We start from the raw sequence: 20,923 nt of genomic DNA, 5'->3' as shown, positions 1-20,923 counted from the left end.
CTCGCTGGATGAACCGTTTGTTTCTCCAGCGCATGACATGCGGGGGTGTGCATGAGCGGGTCGAAGAGTGCTCGGGTTCTGGTCTGGGTGGTCCTCGCGGTGGTCGCGCTGGTTGCGCCGATCGCGGTGGCCGGCGCCGCGCCGGCCGGACCGAGCGGCGGTGCCGATGCGGCGCGATGGGCGGCGAGCCATGACGGCCCGCAACCGTACGCCGGCGTCAACGTCACCTGGGACGTGCCGATCCGGATGAGCGACGGCACGGTGCTCCGGGCCAACGTGTACCGCCCGGCCGACGTCCGCGAGCGCCCCACGTCGACGAAGACGCCGGTCATCGTCAACATGACGCCGTACACCAAGCTGATCACCACTGTCGGATCGGCGGTGCTGCAGAACCCGGTCCTCGAGCCCTACCTCCTCCAGATCGCGCGGTCGATCAACCTGTCCGGAACGCCGATCGACGGCATCAACGACATCGCACACACGATCCGCGACGGCGGCGCGAAGACCTTCCTCGTCGACTTCGACCTCGTGCGCAGCGGGTACACGCAGGTCGTCGTGGACGTGCGGGGCACCGGTTTCTCGCAGGGGGTCTGGGATGTGTTCCAGTCGCGGGAACAGCGCGACACCATCGAGGTGATCGACTGGGCGTCGAAGCAGCGGTGGTCGAACGGCAAGGTCGGCATGTCGGGGGTGTCGTACTCGGCGATCAACCAGATCCAGGCCGCCAACAAGAACCCGGAAGCACTCAAGGCGATCTTCCCGGTCGAGCCGGGCGGCGACCTCATCCGCGACATCGTCGCCCCGGGCGGCGCACTCGGCGTCGGCTTCCTGCCGCTGTGGCTGACATTGGTCAACACCACCAAGATGATCCCGAACGTCGCGTCGATGCTGAACGGCACGTTCGACTGGAAGTGGCTGGCGGACCGGATCTCCGACCCCTTCACCTTCTACCCGCAGCTGTTCGCCGCGCTCCTGACCCCCGACATCCCGTCGGTGCCGCCGAACCTGAAGGCGTTGCTGGACAACAACTCCGAACCCCGGTCGTCGTGGCTCGACCACGCCGACCGCATCACCACGCCGACGCTCATCTACGGCGGGTGGTTCGACCTCTTCACGAACAGCGAAGTCCGGATGTACAACAACATCCCGCTGCCGCCCGGCAAGAAGCAACTGATCATGGGCGACGGCTATCACCTCACGATCGGCGGCGGCCAGGAGGGACGGCGGAACACCCCGCCCCGGCTGGACGTCTTGCAGAAGGCGTGGTTCGACAAGTGGCTCAAGGGAATCGACAACGGGGTCGACTCCTACGGGCCCGTCAACCTCAAGCAGGTCGGCGACTCGTGGATCACCGCGCAGCAGTTCCCGCGTGCCGGTATGGAACGTCAGCGGCTCTATCTCGGCGACCGGCGCAGCGGCACCGCGGCGCATGCGGTGCGTGGCGGCAGCTTGACGCCCGCGCCCTCCCCATCGCGGGCCCGGATGACCATCGCGCCCGGCCTGGCACCGATGTGTTCACGCGACGCCGCACAGCAACTGGCCGGTGCACTCGCGATCTTCCCCTTCTGCGCCGACGACGCACGCATCTCCGAGCGCGCCGCCTTGTCGTTCACCACTCCCCCGCTGACCACGACGCGCAGCGTGTCCGGGTACGCCAACGTGCGGTTGAACACCGTCCTCGACGCCACCGACGGCTACTGGACCGCCACCCTGAACGACGTCGCCCCCGACGGGACGTCGAAGGTGCTCACCTCCGGTCAGGTGATGGCCTCGCTGCGCGGGTACGACGAGGCGGCATCGCAGTTCGCGCCCAACGGTGACGTGATCGACCCGTTCTACGAGCTGACGCTGGCGTCGCGCCAGCCCGTCGTGCCGGGCCGTCCGGTCAGTGTCGACATCGGTCTGCTGCCGACGGAGGCTCTCATCAAGCCGGGGCACCGTCTGCGGGTCGACGTGTTCGCGATGAACTTCCCGCGAGGACTGCCGCTGCGTCCGCTGCTGAACGAGTCGGGCCTGCGGCCGCAGCACATCCAGCTCGACCCGAACCGGCCGAGCTTCGTGAACCTGCCGCTGTCGACACCGGTGGGCCGGCCCGTCCCCTCTGCTCCCTGAGGAGCGCCCGGAGCTTGCGGAGGGCCACCCCCTTTGCTCCCTGAGGAGCGCCCGGAGCTTGCGGAGGGTGCGTCACGAAGGGTCCGGCGACCGAGGTTGCGAAATCATTCTTGACGCTCGCAAGCTCCCTGTTCCGAAAGGAGCGGCCCCCATTGCTCCCTGAGGTGCCAGCGTCGCGACCCTCTCTGCTCCCTGAGGTGCCAGCGTCGCGACCCTCTCTGCTCCCTGAGGTGCGAGGAGCGATAGACGGTATGAGGGCCTTGGGGCCGAAGGCCTCAAGCTGCAAACACATCGTGGGTTGCTGCTGCTGAGTTCACACTCGGCGGTAGCACCACATTGCAGATCAGGAGGCCTCCGGTGATTGTTCAGGGTACAAGTGTCGGATTGGATGTTCACGCACGTTCGGTGGTCGCTCACGCCATCGATGAGGACAGCGGCAACGTGATTCGGGAGACGTTGGTTCCCGATGCGGCGACCATCGTGAGCTGGCTTCACAGCTTGGCTCCGCCTGTGCGGGTTGCCTACGAGGCCGGTCCGACGGGTTTCGGATTGGCTCGGGCGATCACTGCGGCCGGGATGGAGTGTGTGGTTGCCGCGCCCTCGAAGCTGCAACGGCCAGCCGGGGACCGCGTCAAGACCGATGCCCGAGACGCTGCGCACCTGGCGAAGTTGCTGCGCCTGGGCGAGGTAGTCGCGGTCGGTGTGCCCGAGGAGGGTACCGAAGCGGCCCGTGATCTGGTCCGCGCCCGCGAGGACGCTCGCAGCGACCTGATGCGGGCGCGGCATCGATTGTCCAAACTGCTTCTGCGCCAGGGGATCGTCTACTCCGGCGGGAAACCCTGGACCGGTGTTCATCAACAGTGGCTGCAGCGTCAACGTTTCGAGCTGCCGCTGTTGCAAGCCGCCTTCGACAACGACCTGGACGCGGTGTTGAGCGTGACCGCACGCCGAGACCGCCTCGATGAGCTGATCGAACAGACCGCGGCCACCGATCCGTGGCGGGCTGTGGTCACCCGATTGTCATGTCTGCGGGGTGTGTCGACGCTGACCGCGTTCGCTCTGGCCGTCGAGATCGGCGACTGGTCGAGGTTCAGTGGCGCCACGATCGGCCCCTACGCCGGGTTGGTGCCCTCGGAATACTCGACCGGCGGTACCCGCAGTCAGGGATCGATCACCAAGGCCGGGAACGCCCACGTGCGGCGGTTGCTGGTCGAGGCGGCCTGGCAACACCGGCGGCCCTACGGCACGCCCGGACAGACCATGCGCCGTCGGTGGGAGGCCGCCTCACCCTCGGCCCGCGCCCGTGGCCATGCCGGCAACCGACGGCTACACAAGCGTTGGCAACAATTCGACCGCCGCAGCAAACATCCCTGCGTGGCCAACACCGCGATCGCTCGTGAGCTCGCCGGCTGGTGCTGGTCGCTGGCGGTGCTCGACGACTAACCAGCACTGACACACAATCTTGGCCACCCGCCGCGACTGCGCTGTGGTGAACAGGGAACGAATCCACGGCGTCGCTATGTGCGCCAGCACCTCTGGGTGCACGGTACGCACGCTTACATAGACCCGTCGGTCAGCGTTTTCATCTCCTGTCGAACACCGTTGAGCGGTAACCAACCCGCGTATATCAGTCCGACAACACCGTCGCGAGTAACGACCACCACACACCGCGGCGGGTGGCCAACCCCCACTACAGCCCCCTAGCAAGGAGGCCAACTCGCCATGGAACTTGACAAAGCAGCACTACATATCAGCGACGAGCCACGAAGGGTCCTGGTGAGACGCGTCGGGAACCCATCGTGGCTCGCTTCGCTCGCACCTCAGAGACCAGAAGATTCGGCCACTCGCACTCGCAGCACGGCTCTTTCGTGATCCACGGCTGCCGCCAGGCCGCAGGTACTGAGGAGCGAGCTTGCGAGCGTCTCGAAGGGTTACGAAACCGTCGATCCACCTTGCCCTCTCCGGCGTTGCCGGTGCCGTAGATAGCAACGTCGCGGCGCAGATATGCCGGTCCGGCATCGAACACTGCTTCGCGCACACTGCGCAGCCAGTCGGCGAACTCGAGGCGCGCGATCCGCTCAGCAGACAACCGACCCCGCCGGAACTCGGTGCGCCGGTTTGTCGACCCGACTGTCAAGGGGGACAGCATTCTTCATACCGGTCTATGCGGAGGTCCACTCGAGTCCGAGGAGCGTCAGGGCGCGGGCCAGTTGTGGATCCGCGGCTGGTCTAAGGCTCGAAGTACGTCAAGCAATAACCAGCGGGTGTTGGCTTCGGGGCGAAGTAATCGATCTGTCCCTCTGCGCATCGGGGAAGTGCGGCCACTTTGGTCTCGACCTTGAAGTAGGTGTAACCGCCAGGGACCTGCGGAGGCACCCTCGAACAGTCGATCTCGCTCACCTTGGCGAGCGCGTTCGGCGCATCCGTTGGCGGCTCGGAGTAGCAAAACCCCTGCTCGTACACCGAGGCAAGACACAGTACTTCCTCGATGCGTGGGCGGCCGCCGGCGTACAGGCGTTCCTCGTACCAGAACACGACATACTCAGAGCCACACTCGTTTTGGGTCTGCATCCGAGCCGCGACTGCGTAATGAAACCCTTGATAACCGCAGTCGACCGTCTCGACCTCAAGTTCCCCGGCGAGTTCGCCCATGGTGAGACATTCACCGACACTCAGCTCGGTGGTGTCGGCGACGTTGTTCTCGAAGTCGCGGGGGTCCTCGAGGGCCACGCTCACCGCAATCATCAAGGCCAGCACCGTCGCGAACCCAAGGAACCCGGCGAGTAGCCATAGTCCCTTGCGGCTCTTCTTCGGTGGCCGACCACCGGGATGCGGGTACACACCTCCCGGATATGGTGCGGGCGGCGCCCCGTACGGGACTCCCTGCCCTGGAAAACCTGTGTTCGGCGGATGTTGCCCGGGCTGTGCGGGCGGGCCCTGGTACCCGTAGCCGGGATAGCCAGGACCAGGTGGCGGCATGGTCACGCGCGTAGCCTAACCCGGCCCAGGTCGTTTCTCGGCAGAGACTTCACAGCGGGAGAGAGGACGCGATCCGGTCGACGCGCTGACCGCTGACCTTCAGCTCGAAAGGTTCTCTGATGTCGAAGGATCGGCGGCCGGCGACGCTGTTCATCGATGAAATATGCAGCACTTCGGTTGACACAAGATACGTTATCGGCACTTGGAAGATGCAGGGGTACAGCCAATTTCAGTGACGGATTGACATGACGTAAATGCGGGACCTCGACGGGCTTCGCGAGTTGTCCCGATCCGAATGCCTGCTCGACACTCGACAGAACTATCCCGAGAGACATTCACTTGATGAGACAGTCAGACGTTAGACGAGACCCCAACTGATTCGGGGGTCTTGGCTTAGGACCGCAGGAACTTGTGAAGTGGTTTGGAGAAACTGAGCGAGATCTCTGTCGAGCATTCGGGCCAGACGCATACAGAAGGAGTATCCTGCGGTCGCAGTTCGCCGCACGGGTGTCGACGAGGCATCGTTGGTGCCAGGGATCGGATAGCCATTGACTAGCGACTCGTGATGAGCAATACGGTTCCTCAGGATGTGTACCTCGCGCATTTGTTCGTGGACCCAGGCTCTGTCGAGTCTTTGACGCTCCTCCCCAGCCTCCTTGTTTGCGCCCGGCAATGCGTCGAGGAGCACTTCGCGTGTCCACACCGCGTCGTGCTCCGCGCGATTGCAGGGGCCGTCGACGCCGGTCGCGCCTCCAACGTCGAGCATGGCCACCCACGTGCCAAACATGCAGCTTGCTATGAGTCGTCCTCGGATTTTGCCGTCAGTCGCTTGAGTCCCGCGAAACTTTGCGGGAAGTCGATCCCAGCCGTCTGTGATCTGTCGATAGCTTCGAGCGTCAAACAACGAAGAACTGAGTCGGAACCAATTGTCCCCGTACTTCTTGGCGAGGGCCGCATCCAAACTGTTGCGAAGCGCGACCTCGAGTACAGAGATGTCGTGGAAGTAGGCAGCGGACAGTTTCCGCCCCCAGACGTACAGATCAAGGGCCTTCTGTTCATCATCGAATGTCGCTCTGAGGTAGGTAGCGAGGCGCTGACTAGATACGTGCTTGGTCTGCAGGCCGGATGCGGAGGCCGCTGGCTGACTCATCGGACACAACTGATCGGCTAGAAGACGCACTCCCCCCCACATCAGGCCACCCGTACACCGGTTCCGCCGTGGGGGGGTCATTTTTTTGTGTGTCGCTGCGCGAACGGTAACCGTCCCTGGGTCACTGGCCTGGTACGCGCGCTTCGAGGCAGAACGACATCGACTGGCTCTGAGCCCGGGTTCGTGGGCAGAGCCCGTGAGAGCGGTCCACCGAGTTGACAGTTGCTGCGTGCACTTCTATTTCGGGGGACGCTGAACGGACACAAGGAAGACGCCGACGACGCCGACGATGGGATCGCGTCCTGCATCTTCGCGTCCAACGGCAATGTCGGTGGTAGCAACTACTGTGATTCAACAGAGAACCTACCCAGGAGAACGAACTATGAGCGTGACTGACGCCTTCAAGACTTTCCAGGACGTCGTGAACGCTGATATCACGCACGTCCGCGAGGCGCGAACTCGCCGCGACCTCTTCAAAGGCGCCTTCGGTGCCGAGGACGACGTGGAGGAAGTTATCCCGTCCGGGTCGCTTGCGCGAGGAACACACAAGGATCCGATCCATGACGTGGATGTAATCATCGTCTTCGATCAAGATGACCATCCTGGGTGGGGAACGCCGGGAAGCTCCGCCGCGGACGCTCTCGACTACACCCGCGAGCGTGTCAACACGCTGCTCGGGGCAACGAACGGCACATACGACCAGGTGGTCCGACTGGCCAGGTGGCGCAACCATGCCGTCAAGTGCTTCCTGGATGACCCCGACGATCCCGACGCGTTCACAGTCGACGCCATGCCAGCACTTCGCCGCGATGGGCAACTCCTCATTCCTGAAGCACTCTCAGAAGACTGGGTCACATGCGACCCCGAGTTTCTAATCGCCGAGGTCGCGGATCGACACGCACAGTGGAACAAGTTCGCCGGCACTGTTCGGATGCTCAAGTGGTGGGCTGCCGAGCAGGACACTAAGATCAAGTCTCTCGTCATGGAGGTCCTGGCGCTCGACTTCCTGCCGACGGACGTCAACCAGCCGGCTGCGATCAAACAGTTCTTCGTGAGCGCCTGCTACCACGTCGAGGGCGGGAACGACGTCACCGATCCTGCTGACCTCTGTGGACCGATTCAGCCCGACATCGACGACGACGCGTTCGCCGACGCTCTGCGGTCAGCTCGCGACAACGCCATCAAGGCGTTCCAGGCGCAGGCGAACAATGACACTCCGGCTGGGATCAAGCACTGGGGTGAGGTCTTTGGGGACGACTTCCCGAAGCCTCCTGCCTCCACTAGCAACCCGGCGCCCGCGGTCGTGCCCGCTGCACCCCGTCCGGTGAAGGACACTCCACAGGGATGAGTCGCGCAACGGATCCAGATCGCGGCGCAGGCGCCATGGCGCTCAACCCCGTTCTCTGGACTGAGCGCGAACCTGTGCGACTTGCGCGCGATCGGAATGAGGTCCAGGCGTTCGCGCCATTGCTCGAGTACCAGAGCCCCTCAGCCGACGGCTTGCCGCACGGTGGATGGATTGGCGTCCTCCCCCGCTGGCCTTTCGACCGGCCGCAGCCTGAATCTCTTAATGAGCTGCTCGGGGACAAAGAACTGCGAGTGCTCGTCATCTGCTCCGCAGCACACCCGATGGTTCCGCCGACTATTTACTCCGTCGATCCCAAGCCGTCGATCTGGGAACAGACACAGTCAGCATGGCACGTAGCCCCAGGAGGATCGCTCTGTCTGCTCCAGAGCGATGGCGGCTGGCAGCCCGAGGCCAGTCTCACCGAGCTCCTGGCCAAGGCATCGGGGTGGCGGATCGAATACGCCCTCATGAAGGCTGGAGTCATCAATGAAATGTCGGTCAGTGGGATCGTCTCTGACCCCTCGAACGACCACCTGATTGACCGAGCGATTCAGCGAACAGATCCAACGACGGACCCAACGGAGACGGGAGACGCAGATGTCTCCTCGTAACCCCTTCGCCGTCATGCCCAGAGACGCCGTCACCAAGATCGCAGACTCCGAGCTGTTGGGTGGCTCGCTGGTGCTCCGCCGCGTTCCCGCGGACGATATGTACGTCGTCCAGACCGTGGAAACCGGCAAAGACATCCGTCTTCCCGCGGAAGTCCCACGCGAGTACGCCGCACTTCGTTCAGGCGACCCCCATCATGCAGCTCAATGGATCAGGGTGGCGCCGAACGGCGCCCATCTTCACCATCTCTTTCTGTCCAGGCGGCCCGATAGCGCGATGGGGTTTAGGGATTTCAGGGAGCTGGTGCCGGGCGTTGCCGATCCCGGTACCAACCTTGGCGTGGTCGTTACTCACGACCCCGATCTTCAGCCGGAGCTACTGGAGGCCGGTGCTTCGGAGTTTGCGGGCTGGGCTGTCCGACGCGAAGGTGTGGAACCGCTCGCGATCGCGATCGAGCCAGAAGTTGTTGGCCTGGCACAGTTGGCTGGCAAGTGGCCGATCGAGCAGCTCGCCACCAACAGCGTCATGGTCGTGGGTTGCGGCAGCATCGGAAGCGCCGCAGCAGAGTCGCTCGCAGGCTACGGAGTCGGGCGTGTGGAACTTGTCGACCCGGATCGATTCCTCTGGCACAACATGCTCCGCCACACTCTCGGCGCCGAAAGTGTCGGTCGATTCAAGGTGGCGGCCATGAAAGACCGCCTTGACCAGCACTGGCCGCGGCAGAATGTGGTCGCCCACCAACGCGACGTGGTTGCCGAGGCCCACTACATCCGGCCCATCATCGACCGCGTCGATCTGGTGCTCTGTGCCGCAGACGGTATCGCTCCCAGGCGTGTCGTCAGCCACCTCTCCCGGCGCGCACGGAAGGCGGCGATCTTGGCGTGCGTGCTCGACAATGGCTCGATCGGAGAAGTCATCAGGCTGCGACCCACAGCCCGATTCGGATGTCTCCTCTGTTTACGGCAGCAGCTTGCAGATCAGGGAGCGCTGGACGCTGAGGCCGATCAGGAGTTGGATTACGGCACCGGGCGCGCCCATCAGCCCATGACGGCTGTCCCGCCCGATCTCCGATACGTCGGCACGTTCGCCGCGAAAGTAGCCGTCGCAACACTGCTGGAATCGCTGCACGGTGACCACACCCAACAGGTTCCCGGCGAACACGCCATCATCGGTCTCCGACCAGCAGGTGACCTCGCAGCCCCTTTCGACCTCAGCCAAACCGGCGACGTTCGGTGGTCGTCCATCCCCAGACCTCGCGCATCGTGCCCCACCTGCACGCCAGGATGACAGTGCGGATAGAGGTGCCTGCGGTGACGATCACTGACGACGCACTCAGCGCAATCGCGCGCGAGGCGTTGCGGTCCGTCGATGGACTCGAAACTGGCGGCATTTTGCTCGGGCACGACGCGACTGATCGGATCGATATCCGACACGCCGGTGGACCTGGACCCAACGCCACCCGCGGCGAACGCGCCTTCATGCGAGACCTCAACCATGCCCGGCGTCTCGCGGACTGCGTCTGGTTGGAGGACCGCAGCCAGTGGATAGGCGAATGGCACACCCACCCGACCGGAGTTCTCTCCCCGAGCGAGGTTGATCTCAACTCCTACATGCGCCATCTGCACGACCCCGAACTGGGGTTCAACAAGTTCGTCGCGATCATCGCTGGATTCGATTCATCGGCACGTGTGGTCGTTGCAACTTGGCTCGTGTCAACGGCCAGTTTGATGTCCCCGCTGGTGGCCAGGTAAAAGTCCCCACCCTGTGCGGGATGTTCTAGGTGGGTGGCACCTCCGTTCGGTGTGTCATGCGGTAGGAGTCGCCGTCGGTGATGACGATGGTGGCGTGGTGTAGGAGCCGGTCGAGGATGCTGGCGGCGGTGGTGTGTTCGGGCAGGAATCGTCCCCATTGTTCGAAGGGCCAGTGGCTGGCGATCGCGAGAGATCGGCGTTCGTAGGCGCCGGCGACGAGCCGGAACAGTAGTTGGGTGCCGGTGTCGTCGAGTGGTGCGAATCCGATCTCGTCGAGGATGAGCAGATCTTGGCGTAGCAGGGTGTCGATGGTTCTGCCGACGGTGTTGTCGGCCAGTCCGCGATACAGGGTCTCCACGAGGTCGGCGGCGGTGAAGTACCGCACTTTGTGTCCGGCGTGTACTGCGGCGATCCCCAGCCCGATCAGGGTGTGACTCTTACCCGTCCCGGCTGGGCCGATCAAGGCCAGATTGTGTTGGGCTCGAACCCATTCCAGTGAGGATAGGTATTCGAAGGTATTGGCCGGGATGGAGGATGCGGCCACGTCGAACGATTCCAAGGTTTTGGTGACCGGGAACCCGGCAGCTTTTAGTCGGTTGCGGATGTTGGAGGCATCACGAGCGGCGATCTCGGCTTCGACCAGGGTTCGCAGTACTTCTTCGGGTGTCCATCGCTGGGTTTTCGCGGTGAGCAGGACCTCGGGTGCGGTGCGGCGGATCGAGGCGAGCTTCAATCGGCGTAGCGCTTGGTCGAGGTCGGCCGGTAGTGGCGGCACTGTCTGAGGTGCAACGGGTGTCGATGTTGTGGTGGTCATGACACCTCCTTGTCGCCGGCGCCGAGCTTGTAGGCATCCAGCGAGCGGGTGGGCGCGGTAGGCAGGTGCCCGAGCAGTGCTGTGCCGGCCGGTCGCGGGTTGGGGGTGCCGGCTCCGGCATCGAGGATCGAGCGCACATCGGCGGCCTTGAACCGTCGGAATGCCACCGCCCTGGTCAGGGCGGTGAGCACCTGTTCGTGGCCGTGGGAGGTGACGAGCCCGAGGATGTCGTCGAGTTCACCGCCCAGGCGGGTGTTCCCGATGGCCGCGGCACCGACCAGGAACTGCTCAGCAACCTCACCGAGATCGCAGAACTGCTTCTCTGCTGCGGTTTTGGGTCGTGGTGCACGACTGGGCGGGGTGCGTGGCCCCCCGTAGTGGGCATCGTTGAGGACGACCTCTCCGGGTGCGGCCAACAGATGATCGGCGACCACCTCACCGGAGGCAGGTTCGGCGATCAGGAGCCGTTCACCGTCCTGGATGAGGGTCACGGTGGTGCCGATGAGCCGGTTGGGTACCGAGTAGCGGGCCGAGGCGTACCGGATACAGGAGAGGCGATCGACCTTACGGGTGACCGGCGGTGGACCGACCTGGGCCCGCAGAGACGGCAACGGGCTCAATGTGTCTCGTTCGATCGTGAGTTGGTCAGCAGGCACGCACAGTGTGTCGCTGTGACGGCGGGTGTTGACCTCGACACACCAGTCCCGCGCGGCCCGGTTCGCTGCGTGCACATCCAGCTGCACGTCGTCACGACCAGCAGCGATCTTGGCTTCGGTCCACAACGGCTGCGCCAGATCCGACTGCGCGTACCCGCAGAGGTTCTCCACGATCCCTTTCGATTCCGGATCGGCGCCGTGACAGAAGTCCGGGGAAAACCCGTAGTGGGTGGCAAACCGCACATACGTGGGGGTGGGTACGACGACGTTGGCGACGACTCCACCTTTGAGGCAACCCATCCGATCAGCGAGTACCTTGTTGGGCACTCCACCGATCTCTTCTAACGCTTCGGCGATGAATCCGAGTGTGGTGATGGATGTTTCGTTGGTGGCGAACCGAACGAACCGCCACCGCGAGAACGCCAACACCGTGCAGAACATGTGCAGCCCGCCGATTACGGCCCAATCGATGACCAGGTAGTCACCCGGAGCCCACACCGCCGGGCGGCGGCCACGATGATGATCACGGCGCCACTGTGTTTTCTCCTGGGCGACGAGACGACGGAAGTTGCGGGCCGAGCCCTCATAGCCCGCGGCACGTGCTACCGGCAGCAGTCGCTTGGCGGTGATCCGGCCGTGTGACCGCTCGACTCGCTCAGCGACCAACTCGGCGACCGCATCGTAGTTGCGGGCCCGTTCCTTGCGGTCGGGTGGTTGATCGTCGGCCTCGAACCGGTCGACCACACGCTTGACGGTCTTGTGGGTGGTGCCGCACACCTCGGCTGCGGCGCGATAGCTTCCGAGTTCTCGGTAAGCAGAAATGATGTCCATACGGTCCTTCGCAGACTTCAATGGAACTCCCAGGCGGTGATGGTGATCGGTTGGCACCTTCACCGTCATCGCCTGGGCCCTCAGTTCCGGGTCGACACGACGAACACAGGGTGGGGACTTTTATCTGGCCACCAGCGGGGACCTCGACCTGGCCACCAATGGGGACTTTCTCATGGCCATGGACAGCTCGTCGATCGGACCCGCGTTTTGGCAGTGGTACCCGAGACGCTTCTTCCTACGGAGCATGCTCGAAACAACCCCGACGCCAGTAATGCGGTGAGACATGCCGCCTTCGAAGCCGAGAACCTTAAGGAAGAGCCATGACATCCAATCCCACCTCCCCTGACCCAGCAGACCCTGTCTTCATCTCGTACCGTCAGAAGGACGGTACTGGTGTTGCTGGGGAGATCGCCTGGCTTCTCCGAGCAGCCGGAATACCTGTGTGGCGAGATCGAGACGATCTTCCCCCAGGCGACACCGAGGCTCGACTGAAGCAAGCAATAGCGGCCGGCATCTCTGGCGGCGTTCTCGTGACCACACCGGATGTGGTGAACAGCAGAGTCGTGAAGATACTGGAAGCACCTCAACTCCTTGCGCTACACCGCAACCACGAAGTGTTTGTTCTCGGCATCATCAACTCGGTGAGGACAGACGGCGGCGGAACAGATTACGACGCTCCCGACCGGCTCCTAGAGATTCGCCCCGGCACCTTGAGCGGTGTAGATCAGAAATCCGCCGAGCGCGATGGTCTGCTGGCAATGATTCGCGGTTTGGTCTGGCACCGAATTGCGTCTCTTCGCAATCGAATCGACACAAACGACAAGACGTTCCGCCTGAGCCTCCAGACCAGGAACACGCCGCAGGTCTACGACCGAACCGGTGACGAACTGGACATCCGCCTCAGGCCCTCCAATCACGAACGGCTTCCGAGCGTCGACGGGCTCCGAGACCTCAAGGACACAATCGGTCTCCTCCCCGATGCCGTGACCCGTTCTGGAGCGCACCGCCTACGTGTCGCCGGCGGGGCTCACCTCTCCGTGGCCTTCGCAGTCGGGGCAGGGTTGCCTTCGTCTCGAATCGGACTGATGGACGTAATAGACCAAAGGGGCGTCACCTGGGCGAGCGACGGCGAAGCTCGGTTCCTCACGCAAGCGCGAGTGCAAATCGCAGACCAAGGAAACCGTCTATCTGCAATAACGGCAAGCCGCCCCTCTGTGGCCATCTATGTTGACCTCCTGCCCGATCGCAGCGACACCGCCTTCACCCGCTACATCGAAGACAATGAACCGTCTCTCGCGGCCTGGCGCCATCTCACAAGTGCGAGCGGCACGCTCCTCGACCCCTCTGATGCAGGCCAAATTGCCGCCGACGTCGCCGCGCACCTCCGTGCCCTGTCGAACGACAACTCCAACGCCGAGGTGCAGCTCCTACTGCGGTGCCCGTTCCCACTGGCGCTTCTCATTGGGCGCCTGACCAACACCCTGCGCGTGGTAGTCCATGAATGGGACGACTCCGATCCCATCGACGGTGGAGACTATCGCGCACGATACGTGCCCACCCTGCGGGTACGAGCGTCCGCAAGCGCTGGGGCGATCGAAGAGGTGCTTCTTCCCTCAGATAGGTCTTGACATGTTGGCGCAGTGGGCTTATCAGCCAGACTTCGAGTCTCATGTCGTGCGTCGGCTGGCAGCGCAGTTGATACGTTGTGGGCCCGCGTTTGCGGCCTACCTGCTCACATGCGGTTGAATCGCCCCGGGTTTGCTGGGGGCTCGTTTACTTGGTTCCAGCGACTGCCGGGACCGGGTTCTCACGGTAGCTGGTGACTGTGTGGGTCGACCAGTAGGTGGTCTCGTACTCGACGGGTGGGACGTGCCCGATCTCGCCGTGCAGGCGGCGGTGGTTGAACCAGTCGATGTACTCGGCGACGGCGATCTCGACCTCGCCGACACCGCCCCAGCCACCGCGAGGGCGCATGACTGGGTTACGGATACACTCGGCCTTGAACAACGAGTTGAACGCCTCGGCCATCGCATTGTCGTACGAATCACCCTTGGAGCCAACAGAAGTCACTGCGTCTGCTTCGGCGAGACGTTCGGTGTAGCGGATGGCTCGATACTGCACTCCGCGGTCGGAGTGGTGAATCAGCCCGGCCACGCCCTGGCCGGCACGCGACCGCGCCCACAACCCCATATCCAAGGCGTCGAGCGCGAGGTCGGTGTGCATGGTGGTCGAGACCTGCCAGCCCACGACCATCCTTGAGAAGACGTCGAGGATGAACGCGGCATACACCCACCCCGAGTGTGTGCGGATGTAGGTCAGGTCCGCCACCCACAGCGCGTTGGGCGCCGCCGCGGTGAACTGCCGTTCGACACGATCGGCCGGCTGCGGAGTTTCGGCCCCCTCGCTGTGCGTGGTCTTCCGCGTCTTGGATCTCGTTATCCCCTGCAGCCCATCAGCTTTCATCAACCGCTCGACGGTGCACCGGGCCACGCCGATACCCTTTCTGCGTAGTTCGGCGTGGACTTTGCGGGCACCGTAGACGCCGAGATTGTCGGCATGCACGGTGCGGATCTCACCGAGGATCTCGCGGTCACGGACCACCCGTGGCGCCTCGACTCGTCGAGAGCTCAGATGGGCTCGGACTGTGGACGGAGCGATCTGGGCGGCCGTGTCGCGCAGGGCCGCGCAGATCGGATCGACTCCGTGTTCGTCGCGGAAAGCGGCGACGAACTCCACGATCAACGCTGTGGGCGGTCGATCTCCGCCGCAAAGAAAGCTGATGCCTGCTTCAAGATGGTGTTCGCCCGCCGCAACTCCCGGTTCTCCCGTTCCAGCTGCGCGATCCGCTCAGCCTCGCTGGTCGTGGTCCCCGGGCGGTCCCCGCCATCGATCTCGGCCTGCTTGACCCAGGTGCGAAGCGCCTCCGGGTGCACACCGAGTTGATCGGCGATCCGTTTGAGCGCCCCTGGTCGCGTGGCTGGGTCCTTGCGGGCCTCCACCGCCATCCGCGTCGCCCGCTCCTTCAGCTCAACGCTGTACTTCCGTGGTGCTGCCATGCTCTCCATCCTTCACAGATTCGAGAGCCTCCGACAAACCCGGGGCGTTTCAGGTCTTTCCACCGCTCGTTTGCTGATTGCCGGGTCATGCCGGCGGCCGCGCCGATGTCGGCCCACGAGCGACCCAGCCGGCGGGCCTTGGCCACCGCAGCGTCGAGTCGCGCGTCGGCGTCCCTGCGGGCCTGCGCTGCGGCCTGGATCTCGTCGGCGACGTCGATCGGGTCGAGATGTTCGCGCTGCCACACCGCTCGTGCGGCCTTCGCGACCTCATGCCGCACGTTGACGTCGAGGTCGGTGTCGGGGGCGAACATGCGATGGCTGGTGAGGTCCTCAAGGGACGCTGAGGGCACCCGCGTCCACTGGACGGAATCAGTCCAGGTCGACACATCGGAACTGTCTCGCGGGGCGCAATCGCATCGCAACAGCCAACCGACGATCTCGGCCGACGGTCGCAGACGATCATCGCCCGAGTGGTGGCCCCGCTCTACGATCTCGTAGTCGACGCCGTCGACCATGGTCGACCCGTGACTCTCGGTCCCGTCCTCAAATACCGCCACCAATGCAGCCTCGTGGAGGTGCGTGTCGCTCTCGTGCATCCACCCCATGCGGATAGGGTAGACCCATGCCGTCAAGATAACCAGACATGAGTCGACATCCCCGTCAGGACTACCTGACATAACGTAGGATGTACCTTATGTCAGGTAACCCTGACGTCGAGTAACACAGATGTCTGGTTATCCTGACATGACGGGTCTACCCTATCTGCATGGGTTGAATGCACGAGAGCAACACACACTTCCACGAGGCGGCGTTGGTGGCTGTGTTCGAGGACGGGGCCGAGAGGTGTTGGGTGTGCGCTGAGCGGGTCAGCCGAGGTCCCCGCCGGCGACCGGCAGGACCGTCCCGGTCAGGTATGACGCCTCCGGTGAGGCGAGGAAGCAGATTGGGGCTGCCTGCTCGTCGAGGGTGCCGTAGCGGTGCAGCAGCGACGATGAGATCGTCTGGTCGATGTGCGCCTGGAACCAGGCTTGCTCGGTGCGGTCTCTCGGTTCGGGTGTCCCGCGGGAGATGCGGCGCGGAGGTGCCTGTGTCCCGCCCGGGGCTGTGGCGACCACTCGGATTCCGGCGTCAGCGTATTCCATGGCCAGGGAAGCGGTGATGGCGTTGATGCCGCCCTTGGCCGCCGAATACGGGATTCGGTGGATGCCACGTGTGGCGGCGGAGGACACGTTAACGATCACGCCGTCGCCCCGCGCCACCATCGGTGGAAGTACTGCCCGGCAGGCGTACAGCGTGGTGAACAGCGACCGGTCGATCTCGGCTCGGATTTCGGTGTCGGTGAACTCGGTGAAGGGTTTGAAGTTGATGGCGCCGCCGACGTTGTTGATCAGCACGTCGACTTGACCGAAGGTCGATAGCGCTTGCTGAACAAGGGTATCGGCACCTTCCCAGTGTTCGAGATCCGCAGTGACAGCGAATGCAGCTGGACCCGATATGGATAGTTCATCGGCCAGTTCTTTGACGATTTCTGACCGGTCGGCGACGACAATTTTGCCGCCTTCGGCGCTGATACGGCGGGCGACCCGCTCCCCAATGCCTTGTGCTGCGCCGGTGACGACGACGACTTTGCCGGCGAATCTGCCGGGAGTCACGTATTGCGGGGTCTGAGCCACCACGTTGTCGGCCATAGCCCGCCGCATTGTCTGTTTGGATCGTTCGGCGTGGGCGACGATCAGTGCTCGCGCGTCGTCGCGATTGTCGGCTTCGAACGCCGTGACGATGTCCATGTGGTCTTGAGCGCACAGTGGGTGGCACCATGTCGCGTTGCGTAGGACTTCACTCATCCGGCCCTTGACGCCCAGCGCTGTGTACGCCTGCAGGAGGTGCTGATTGCCGGTCAGGGTGAACAGGTAGTCGTGGAACGCGGCGTTGGTCTCGGTGTACTCGGCGGCGTCCACGAAGTGGTCGCCTTGCACGTGTGGCAATGTCGATTCGGCGAGCAGCCGGTATCCGGCTAGTTGCCTGCTGTTCAGTCGGCCCATGGTGACCTCGAGGGCGCCGAGCTCGAGGGCTCTGCGTGCTTCGAAGATGGCGTCGGATTCGTGGAGCGCAGGATGATCTTCACCGATCTCATATCCCCCTGCACCGACAGTCACTGGTGCGGGGTCGGTAGCCGGTGTCAGTGGGGTAGACGTGGCATTCGGGGCGATTGAAGCCGCCGGCGGGGGTGTCTGGTCGCCAAGAAACACCGGCTGCCCGGCGATAGCGCGGATATCGGCGTCGGCGTGGTAGATCGGGTCCGTATCTGCGGCTATGGAGATCGTGCTGACGGCAACACCATCTTGGATCGGGGGTGCAACCAGTTGGCCGGCGATACGCCGAACCACGTCTCCGTGGTCGGTAATGATCGATTGGCCGGACCAGGCCTTGATCGTCGCGCCCGGCAGTATCTGCTGGCCGGCGACGGCCCGTGCGTCGGGCGAGATGAGTAGCTGCTCGATTACTTCTGGTTCGGAACCGGCCGGCGTCGCGGAGTCGGCGTCGGGCGACCCGAGCGGCACAGCGAGGGCGAACTTCTCGTAGTAGAACCCCGTTGGGTCGATGCCAGCGTCTTTGACGTGCGCGCGGACCGCCTCGACCATCGGCGGCGGGCCACAGAGATACATAGCGACGTCGCCGCCGTGCAGGTGATCTGGTGTCATCAGGCTCATCACGTAGCCCTTGTTGTCCGCTGTGGACGCCGGATCGGAGACGCAGTGATCCCACGTGAAGGAGTCGAGCGCGTCCGCTAGGTCGAGGAGTTCTGCCGTCTCGACCAGGTCGTCGTCGGTACTGACGCCGTAGATGAGGTGTACTTTGCGGTTGCTGCCGTCCCGGCGCAGCGTGCGCAGCATCGACAGGATGGGGGCCAGGCCGGTTCCGCCGGCCAGCATCAGGACTGGGCGGTCGGCCTCGCGGAGGAAGAACGAGCCGTGCGGTCCGGTGAATGTCAGGGCGTCACCGACTGCCGCCCGCTCGGTGAGGTAATCCGACATGGCGCCGCCAGCGTTGAGCTTCACCAGGAAAGTCAGACGTTCTTCGTGCGGGCCGTTGCTGAACGAGTACGAGCGTTTGACGTCGGTGCCCGGTATTGAGATGTTCACGTACTGCCCCGGCAGGAACACCAGATCGGACCGGTTGGCAATCTCGATGCCGAACCGGACGGTCGTGGGCGAGATTCGTTCCAGTTCCGTCAGTGTTCCCGAGAATGTCGCGGCCTCGGTTTTCGCGATCGCTGAGGTGGCGGCGATCTGTAACACCAGATCGGAGCGCGGCTTCATACTGCAGGGCAGGCTGTATCCGGCTGCGGCCTCGTCGTCGGACAGCGCATCGGACAGGTACGTGCCGCCGTCGAAATCACCGGATTCACAGAGCGCCTTGCACGTGCCGCACGCGCCGTCGCGGCAGTCGAGCGGGATGTTGATCCGCTGCCGGTAGGCCGCGTCGGCGACCGTTTGATCGGTGCGGCAGTTGATGAAACGGGTGACGCCGTCTTCGAACGAGAGGGCGACCTGGTGACCGCCCGTGTCGGCGGGTGCCTCCTGGGTGGTTGTCATCGAAGAGCCCTTCAGAAGTGGTAGATGTCCACCACGTGGTGGATGTAGTCGTTCTTCAGCACGATCGTCTTGCGCCGGATGAGGGGCTGCTCCCCGGAGAAATCGATCGTGTAGAAAGACGTCCCGTAGTAGGGATCGACCGTCTTGTAACGGAAATACATGGTGTGCCAATTGAATCGGACGTCGACCAGATCGCCGCGACGTTCGATCACCTCGACGTTGCTGATGTTGTGACTGGTGCGCGGCTCGGGAAGCGATGTCGCCGAGGAACGCTCCGTTCGGATCCGGAAGACACGATCTTCCAGACCACCCTTGTTGCCGTAGTAGATCAGGGAGATGTCGCGCTGCGGATTCTCCACCAGCAGGTCAGCGTCGTCCCAGGAGGGCATCCAGTAGACAACGTCGTCGGCGTAGCACTCAAGCCACTTCTCGAACTCACGATCGTCGAGATACCGGGCCTCGCGGTACAGGAACTGTTCGATCGCATTCTGAGTGATCAGTGTGGTGGAGGTTTCGGTGGTGGTCATGATTATGCCTCCTTCGTGGCGGCGGGGTTGCGGGCCGCGACACCGCCCGATTCCGCAAGGCGTTCGTTGTCGAGGGCGGTTTGCATGGCCGACAACCAGTAGCCGTGTTGCACCGGGTACAGACCCTCGTCCTCGTTCTTCAGACCGGACGAGATCACGCCCTCCATCCCCAGAGACTCCGCAACCGGGTCCGGTCCGTTCTTCCAGTGCTCGGCGCCGCGACTCATGTCGTTCCAGGGCGAGGCCTGGGCGCGGAAGGTGAGCTGGCAGGAGCGGAACTCCTCGAGGTCGTCGGGGGTGGCCATCCCGGAGGCGTTGAAAAAGTCCTCGTACTGCCGGATCCGATGCGACCGGGCCGCATCGCTTTCGCCCTTGGGAGCGATGCAGTAGATCGTGACCTCGGTCTTGTCCGGTGCAATGGGCCGGAAATGCCGGATCTGCGTCGAGAATTGGTCCATCAGGTACACGTTCGGGTACAGGCAAAGGTTTCTGGAACCCTTGACCATGAACTCGCCCTTGGCGTCTCCGTGCACTTTCTTGAGTTCGTCCATCGAGTCCCACAACGGTCGGTCCTGAGGATTGCCGGCCCAGGTCCACAGACACAGGTGCCCATTCGGGTACGACCAATAGCCGCCGCCCGACTTGCCCCAGCTACCGGCGTCGAGTGCCTTGGTGTCGTTCTTGGATTCGCCGGTGCTGCGCCGAGAAGTCGTCGCAGCGTAGTTCCAGTGCACCGCACTGACGTGATATCCGTCGGCGCCGTTCTCCGCCTGCACTTTCCAGTTGCCGTCGAAGGTGTACGTGGACGATCCGCGCAGCACCTCCAGTCCTTCGGGGGACTGGTCGACGAGCATGTCGATGACCTTGGTGGTGTCGCCGAGGTGCTCGTCGAGCGTCAGCACATCGGGATTGAGGCTGCCGAAGAGAAAGCCGCGGTAGCTGTCGAAACGGGCGACCTTGGTCAGGTTGTGTGAACCGTCCACGTCAAAGGTGTCGGGGTAACCGGCGCCGTCGGGGTCCTTCACCTTGAGCAGGGTTCCGTCGTTACGAAACGTCCATCCGTGGAACGGGCAGGTCAGAGTCATTCGGTTGTCGGTCTTGCGCCGGCACAGCATCGCGCCGCGGTGTGCGCAGGCATTGATGAGGCAATGGATCTCGCCGTCCTTGGCGCGGGTGATGACCACGGGTTGCCGACCGATGTAGGTCGTGAAGTAGTCGCCTGGGTTGGGCAGCTGACTCTCGTGGGCAAGGTAGATCCAGTTGCCCTCGAATATGTGCTTCATCTCCAGTTCGAAGACGTCCTCATCGGTGAAGATCCGGCGGTTGGCACGGAAGATCCCGGCATCGTGATCATCGATCACGGCGTTGGACAGAACAGATTCGACGTGGCCGAGGTTGTCGGTGGTCGGTGCGCTCATAAATTCCTCCAGTAAGCACGCTTGGGTTCACAATCACATCAAACGATCGGGGGCACACCAGGCATCTGGCTACCTT

At 63.5% G+C, this 20,923-nt stretch carries 13 protein-coding genes, 1 pseudogene and 1 other annotated feature; of the genes and pseudogenes, 6 read left to right on the top strand and 8 right to left on the bottom strand.

The genetic code is table 11. The features are described from left to right. Positions 1-51: 51 nt before the first annotated feature. Positions 52-2,112: a CocE/NonD family hydrolase gene (locus AC3B5T_RS06915; RefSeq protein WP_055476380.1), complete on the top strand. Its 2,061-nt coding sequence runs from the start codon at positions 52-54 to the stop codon at positions 2,110-2,112. A gap of 357 nt (positions 2,113-2,469) precedes the next feature. Beyond that, a complete protein-coding gene (locus AC3B5T_RS06910) occupies positions 2,470-3,555 on the top strand; it encodes an IS110 family RNA-guided transposase (RefSeq protein WP_014924910.1) in 1,086 nt (361 codons plus the stop codon). Positions 3,556-4,341: 786 nt separating this feature from the next. On the opposite strand, the gene AC3B5T_RS06905 is transcribed toward AC3B5T_RS06910, so the two are convergent. After that, on the bottom strand, positions 4,342-4,953 hold the full coding sequence (locus AC3B5T_RS06905) for an LppU/SCO3897 family protein (RefSeq protein ID WP_156354408.1): 612 nt from the start codon (positions 4,951-4,953) through the stop codon (positions 4,342-4,344). A 1,670-nt stretch (positions 4,954-6,623) separates the two neighbouring features. Between AC3B5T_RS06905 and AC3B5T_RS06900 the strand changes: the two genes are divergently transcribed. The 3 genes from AC3B5T_RS06900 (at position 6,624) to AC3B5T_RS06890 (ending at position 9,949) form a co-directional block, all read left to right on the top strand. After that, positions 6,624-7,589: an SMODS domain-containing nucleotidyltransferase gene (locus AC3B5T_RS06900; RefSeq protein WP_055477328.1), complete on the top strand. Its 966-nt coding sequence runs from the start codon at positions 6,624-6,626 to the stop codon at positions 7,587-7,589. Between the two features lie 597 nt (positions 7,590-8,186). Then, positions 8,187-9,485, top strand: a complete 1,299-nt coding sequence (locus AC3B5T_RS06895) for a HesA/MoeB/ThiF family protein (protein WP_055477326.1) — start codon at positions 8,187-8,189, stop codon at positions 9,483-9,485. Positions 9,486-9,508: 23 nt separating this feature from the next. Then, a complete protein-coding gene (locus AC3B5T_RS06890) occupies positions 9,509-9,949 on the top strand; it encodes a Mov34/MPN/PAD-1 family protein (protein ID WP_488358463.1) in 441 nt (146 codons plus the stop codon). A 25-nt stretch (positions 9,950-9,974) separates the two neighbouring features. On the opposite strand, the gene istB is transcribed toward AC3B5T_RS06890, so the two are convergent. Both istB and istA read right to left on the bottom strand, forming a co-directional pair. Further along, positions 9,975-10,763, bottom strand: coding sequence for an IS21-like element helper ATPase IstB (gene istB, locus AC3B5T_RS06885; protein ID WP_457138401.1), 789 nt, complete (start codon positions 10,761-10,763; stop codon positions 9,975-9,977). Further along, positions 10,760-12,271, bottom strand: a complete 1,512-nt coding sequence (istA, locus tag AC3B5T_RS06880) for an IS21 family transposase (RefSeq protein ID WP_488358462.1) — start codon at positions 12,269-12,271, stop codon at positions 10,760-10,762. Before istA ends, istB begins: the two co-directional genes overlap by 4 nt. Positions 12,272-12,570: 299 nt before the next feature. Between istA and AC3B5T_RS06875 the strand changes: the two genes are divergently transcribed. Further along, positions 12,571-13,878, top strand: coding sequence for an SAVED domain-containing protein (locus AC3B5T_RS06875; RefSeq protein ID WP_055477363.1), 1,308 nt, complete (start codon positions 12,571-12,573; stop codon positions 13,876-13,878). Between the two features lie 145 nt (positions 13,879-14,023). Here the strand turns inward: AC3B5T_RS06875 and AC3B5T_RS06870 are convergent. The 5 genes and pseudogenes from AC3B5T_RS06870 to benA all read right to left on the bottom strand — a co-directional run bounded on the left by AC3B5T_RS06870 (position 14,024) and on the right by benA (position 20,847). After that, a pseudogene (locus AC3B5T_RS06870) lies at positions 14,024-15,306 on the bottom strand (IS3 family transposase). Continuing rightward, positions 14,900-15,028 (bottom strand) — a sequence feature (AL1L pseudoknot). (Overlaps the previous pseudogene by 129 nt.) Beyond that, positions 15,273-15,863 (bottom strand): hypothetical protein, encoded by a 591-nt coding sequence (locus AC3B5T_RS06865; RefSeq protein WP_488358461.1) that lies wholly within the window; start codon positions 15,861-15,863, stop codon positions 15,273-15,275. The pseudogene AC3B5T_RS06870 and the gene AC3B5T_RS06865 overlap by 34 nt, the downstream one beginning before the upstream one ends. A 309-nt stretch (positions 15,864-16,172) precedes the next feature. Continuing rightward, entirely contained in the window at positions 16,173-18,902 is a 2,730-nt protein-coding gene (benC, locus tag AC3B5T_RS06860) for a benzoate 1,2-dioxygenase electron transfer component BenC (RefSeq protein WP_055477319.1), read from the bottom strand. A gap of 11 nt (positions 18,903-18,913) precedes the next feature. Next, positions 18,914-19,429 carry a benzoate 1,2-dioxygenase small subunit gene (gene benB / locus AC3B5T_RS06855; RefSeq protein ID WP_055477320.1) on the bottom strand — a complete coding sequence of 172 codons (516 nt, stop codon included), beginning with the start codon at positions 19,427-19,429 and terminating at the stop codon, positions 18,914-18,916. Between the two features lie 2 nt (positions 19,430-19,431). Further along, entirely contained in the window at positions 19,432-20,847 is a 1,416-nt protein-coding gene (benA, locus tag AC3B5T_RS06850; RefSeq protein ID WP_055477321.1) for a benzoate 1,2-dioxygenase large subunit, read from the bottom strand. Between the last annotated feature and the right edge of the window lie 76 nt (positions 20,848-20,923).

Source organism: Gordonia sp. G4, from assembly GCF_057770005.1.
Note: the sequence above shows the minus strand (reverse complement) of the source record. Positions and strands in the feature narration are given on the sequence as shown.

Excerpts from the sequence above, each read along its gene's own strand:
- AC3B5T_RS06915 (WP_055476380.1), top strand. The coding sequence starts at position 52 with ATGAGCGGGTCGAAGAGTGCTCGGGTTCTGGTCTGGGTGGTCCTCGCG.
- AC3B5T_RS06900 (WP_055477328.1), top strand. The coding sequence starts at position 6,624 with ATGAGCGTGACTGACGCCTTCAAGACTTTCCAGGACGTCGTGAACGCT.
- AC3B5T_RS06895 (WP_055477326.1), top strand. The coding sequence starts at position 8,187 with ATGTCTCCTCGTAACCCCTTCGCCGTCATGCCCAGAGACGCCGTCACC.
- istB (WP_457138401.1), bottom strand. The coding sequence starts at position 10,763 with ATGACCACCACAACATCGACACCCGTTGCACCTCAGACAGTGCCGCCA.
- AC3B5T_RS06875 (WP_055477363.1), top strand. The coding sequence starts at position 12,571 with ATGACATCCAATCCCACCTCCCCTGACCCAGCAGACCCTGTCTTCATC.
- benC (WP_055477319.1), bottom strand. The coding sequence starts at position 18,902 with ATGACAACCACCCAGGAGGCACCCGCCGACACGGGCGGTCACCAGGTC.
- benB (WP_055477320.1), bottom strand. The coding sequence starts at position 19,429 with ATGACCACCACCGAAACCTCCACCACACTGATCACTCAGAATGCGATC.
- benA (WP_055477321.1), bottom strand. The coding sequence starts at position 20,847 with ATGAGCGCACCGACCACCGACAACCTCGGCCACGTCGAATCTGTTCTG.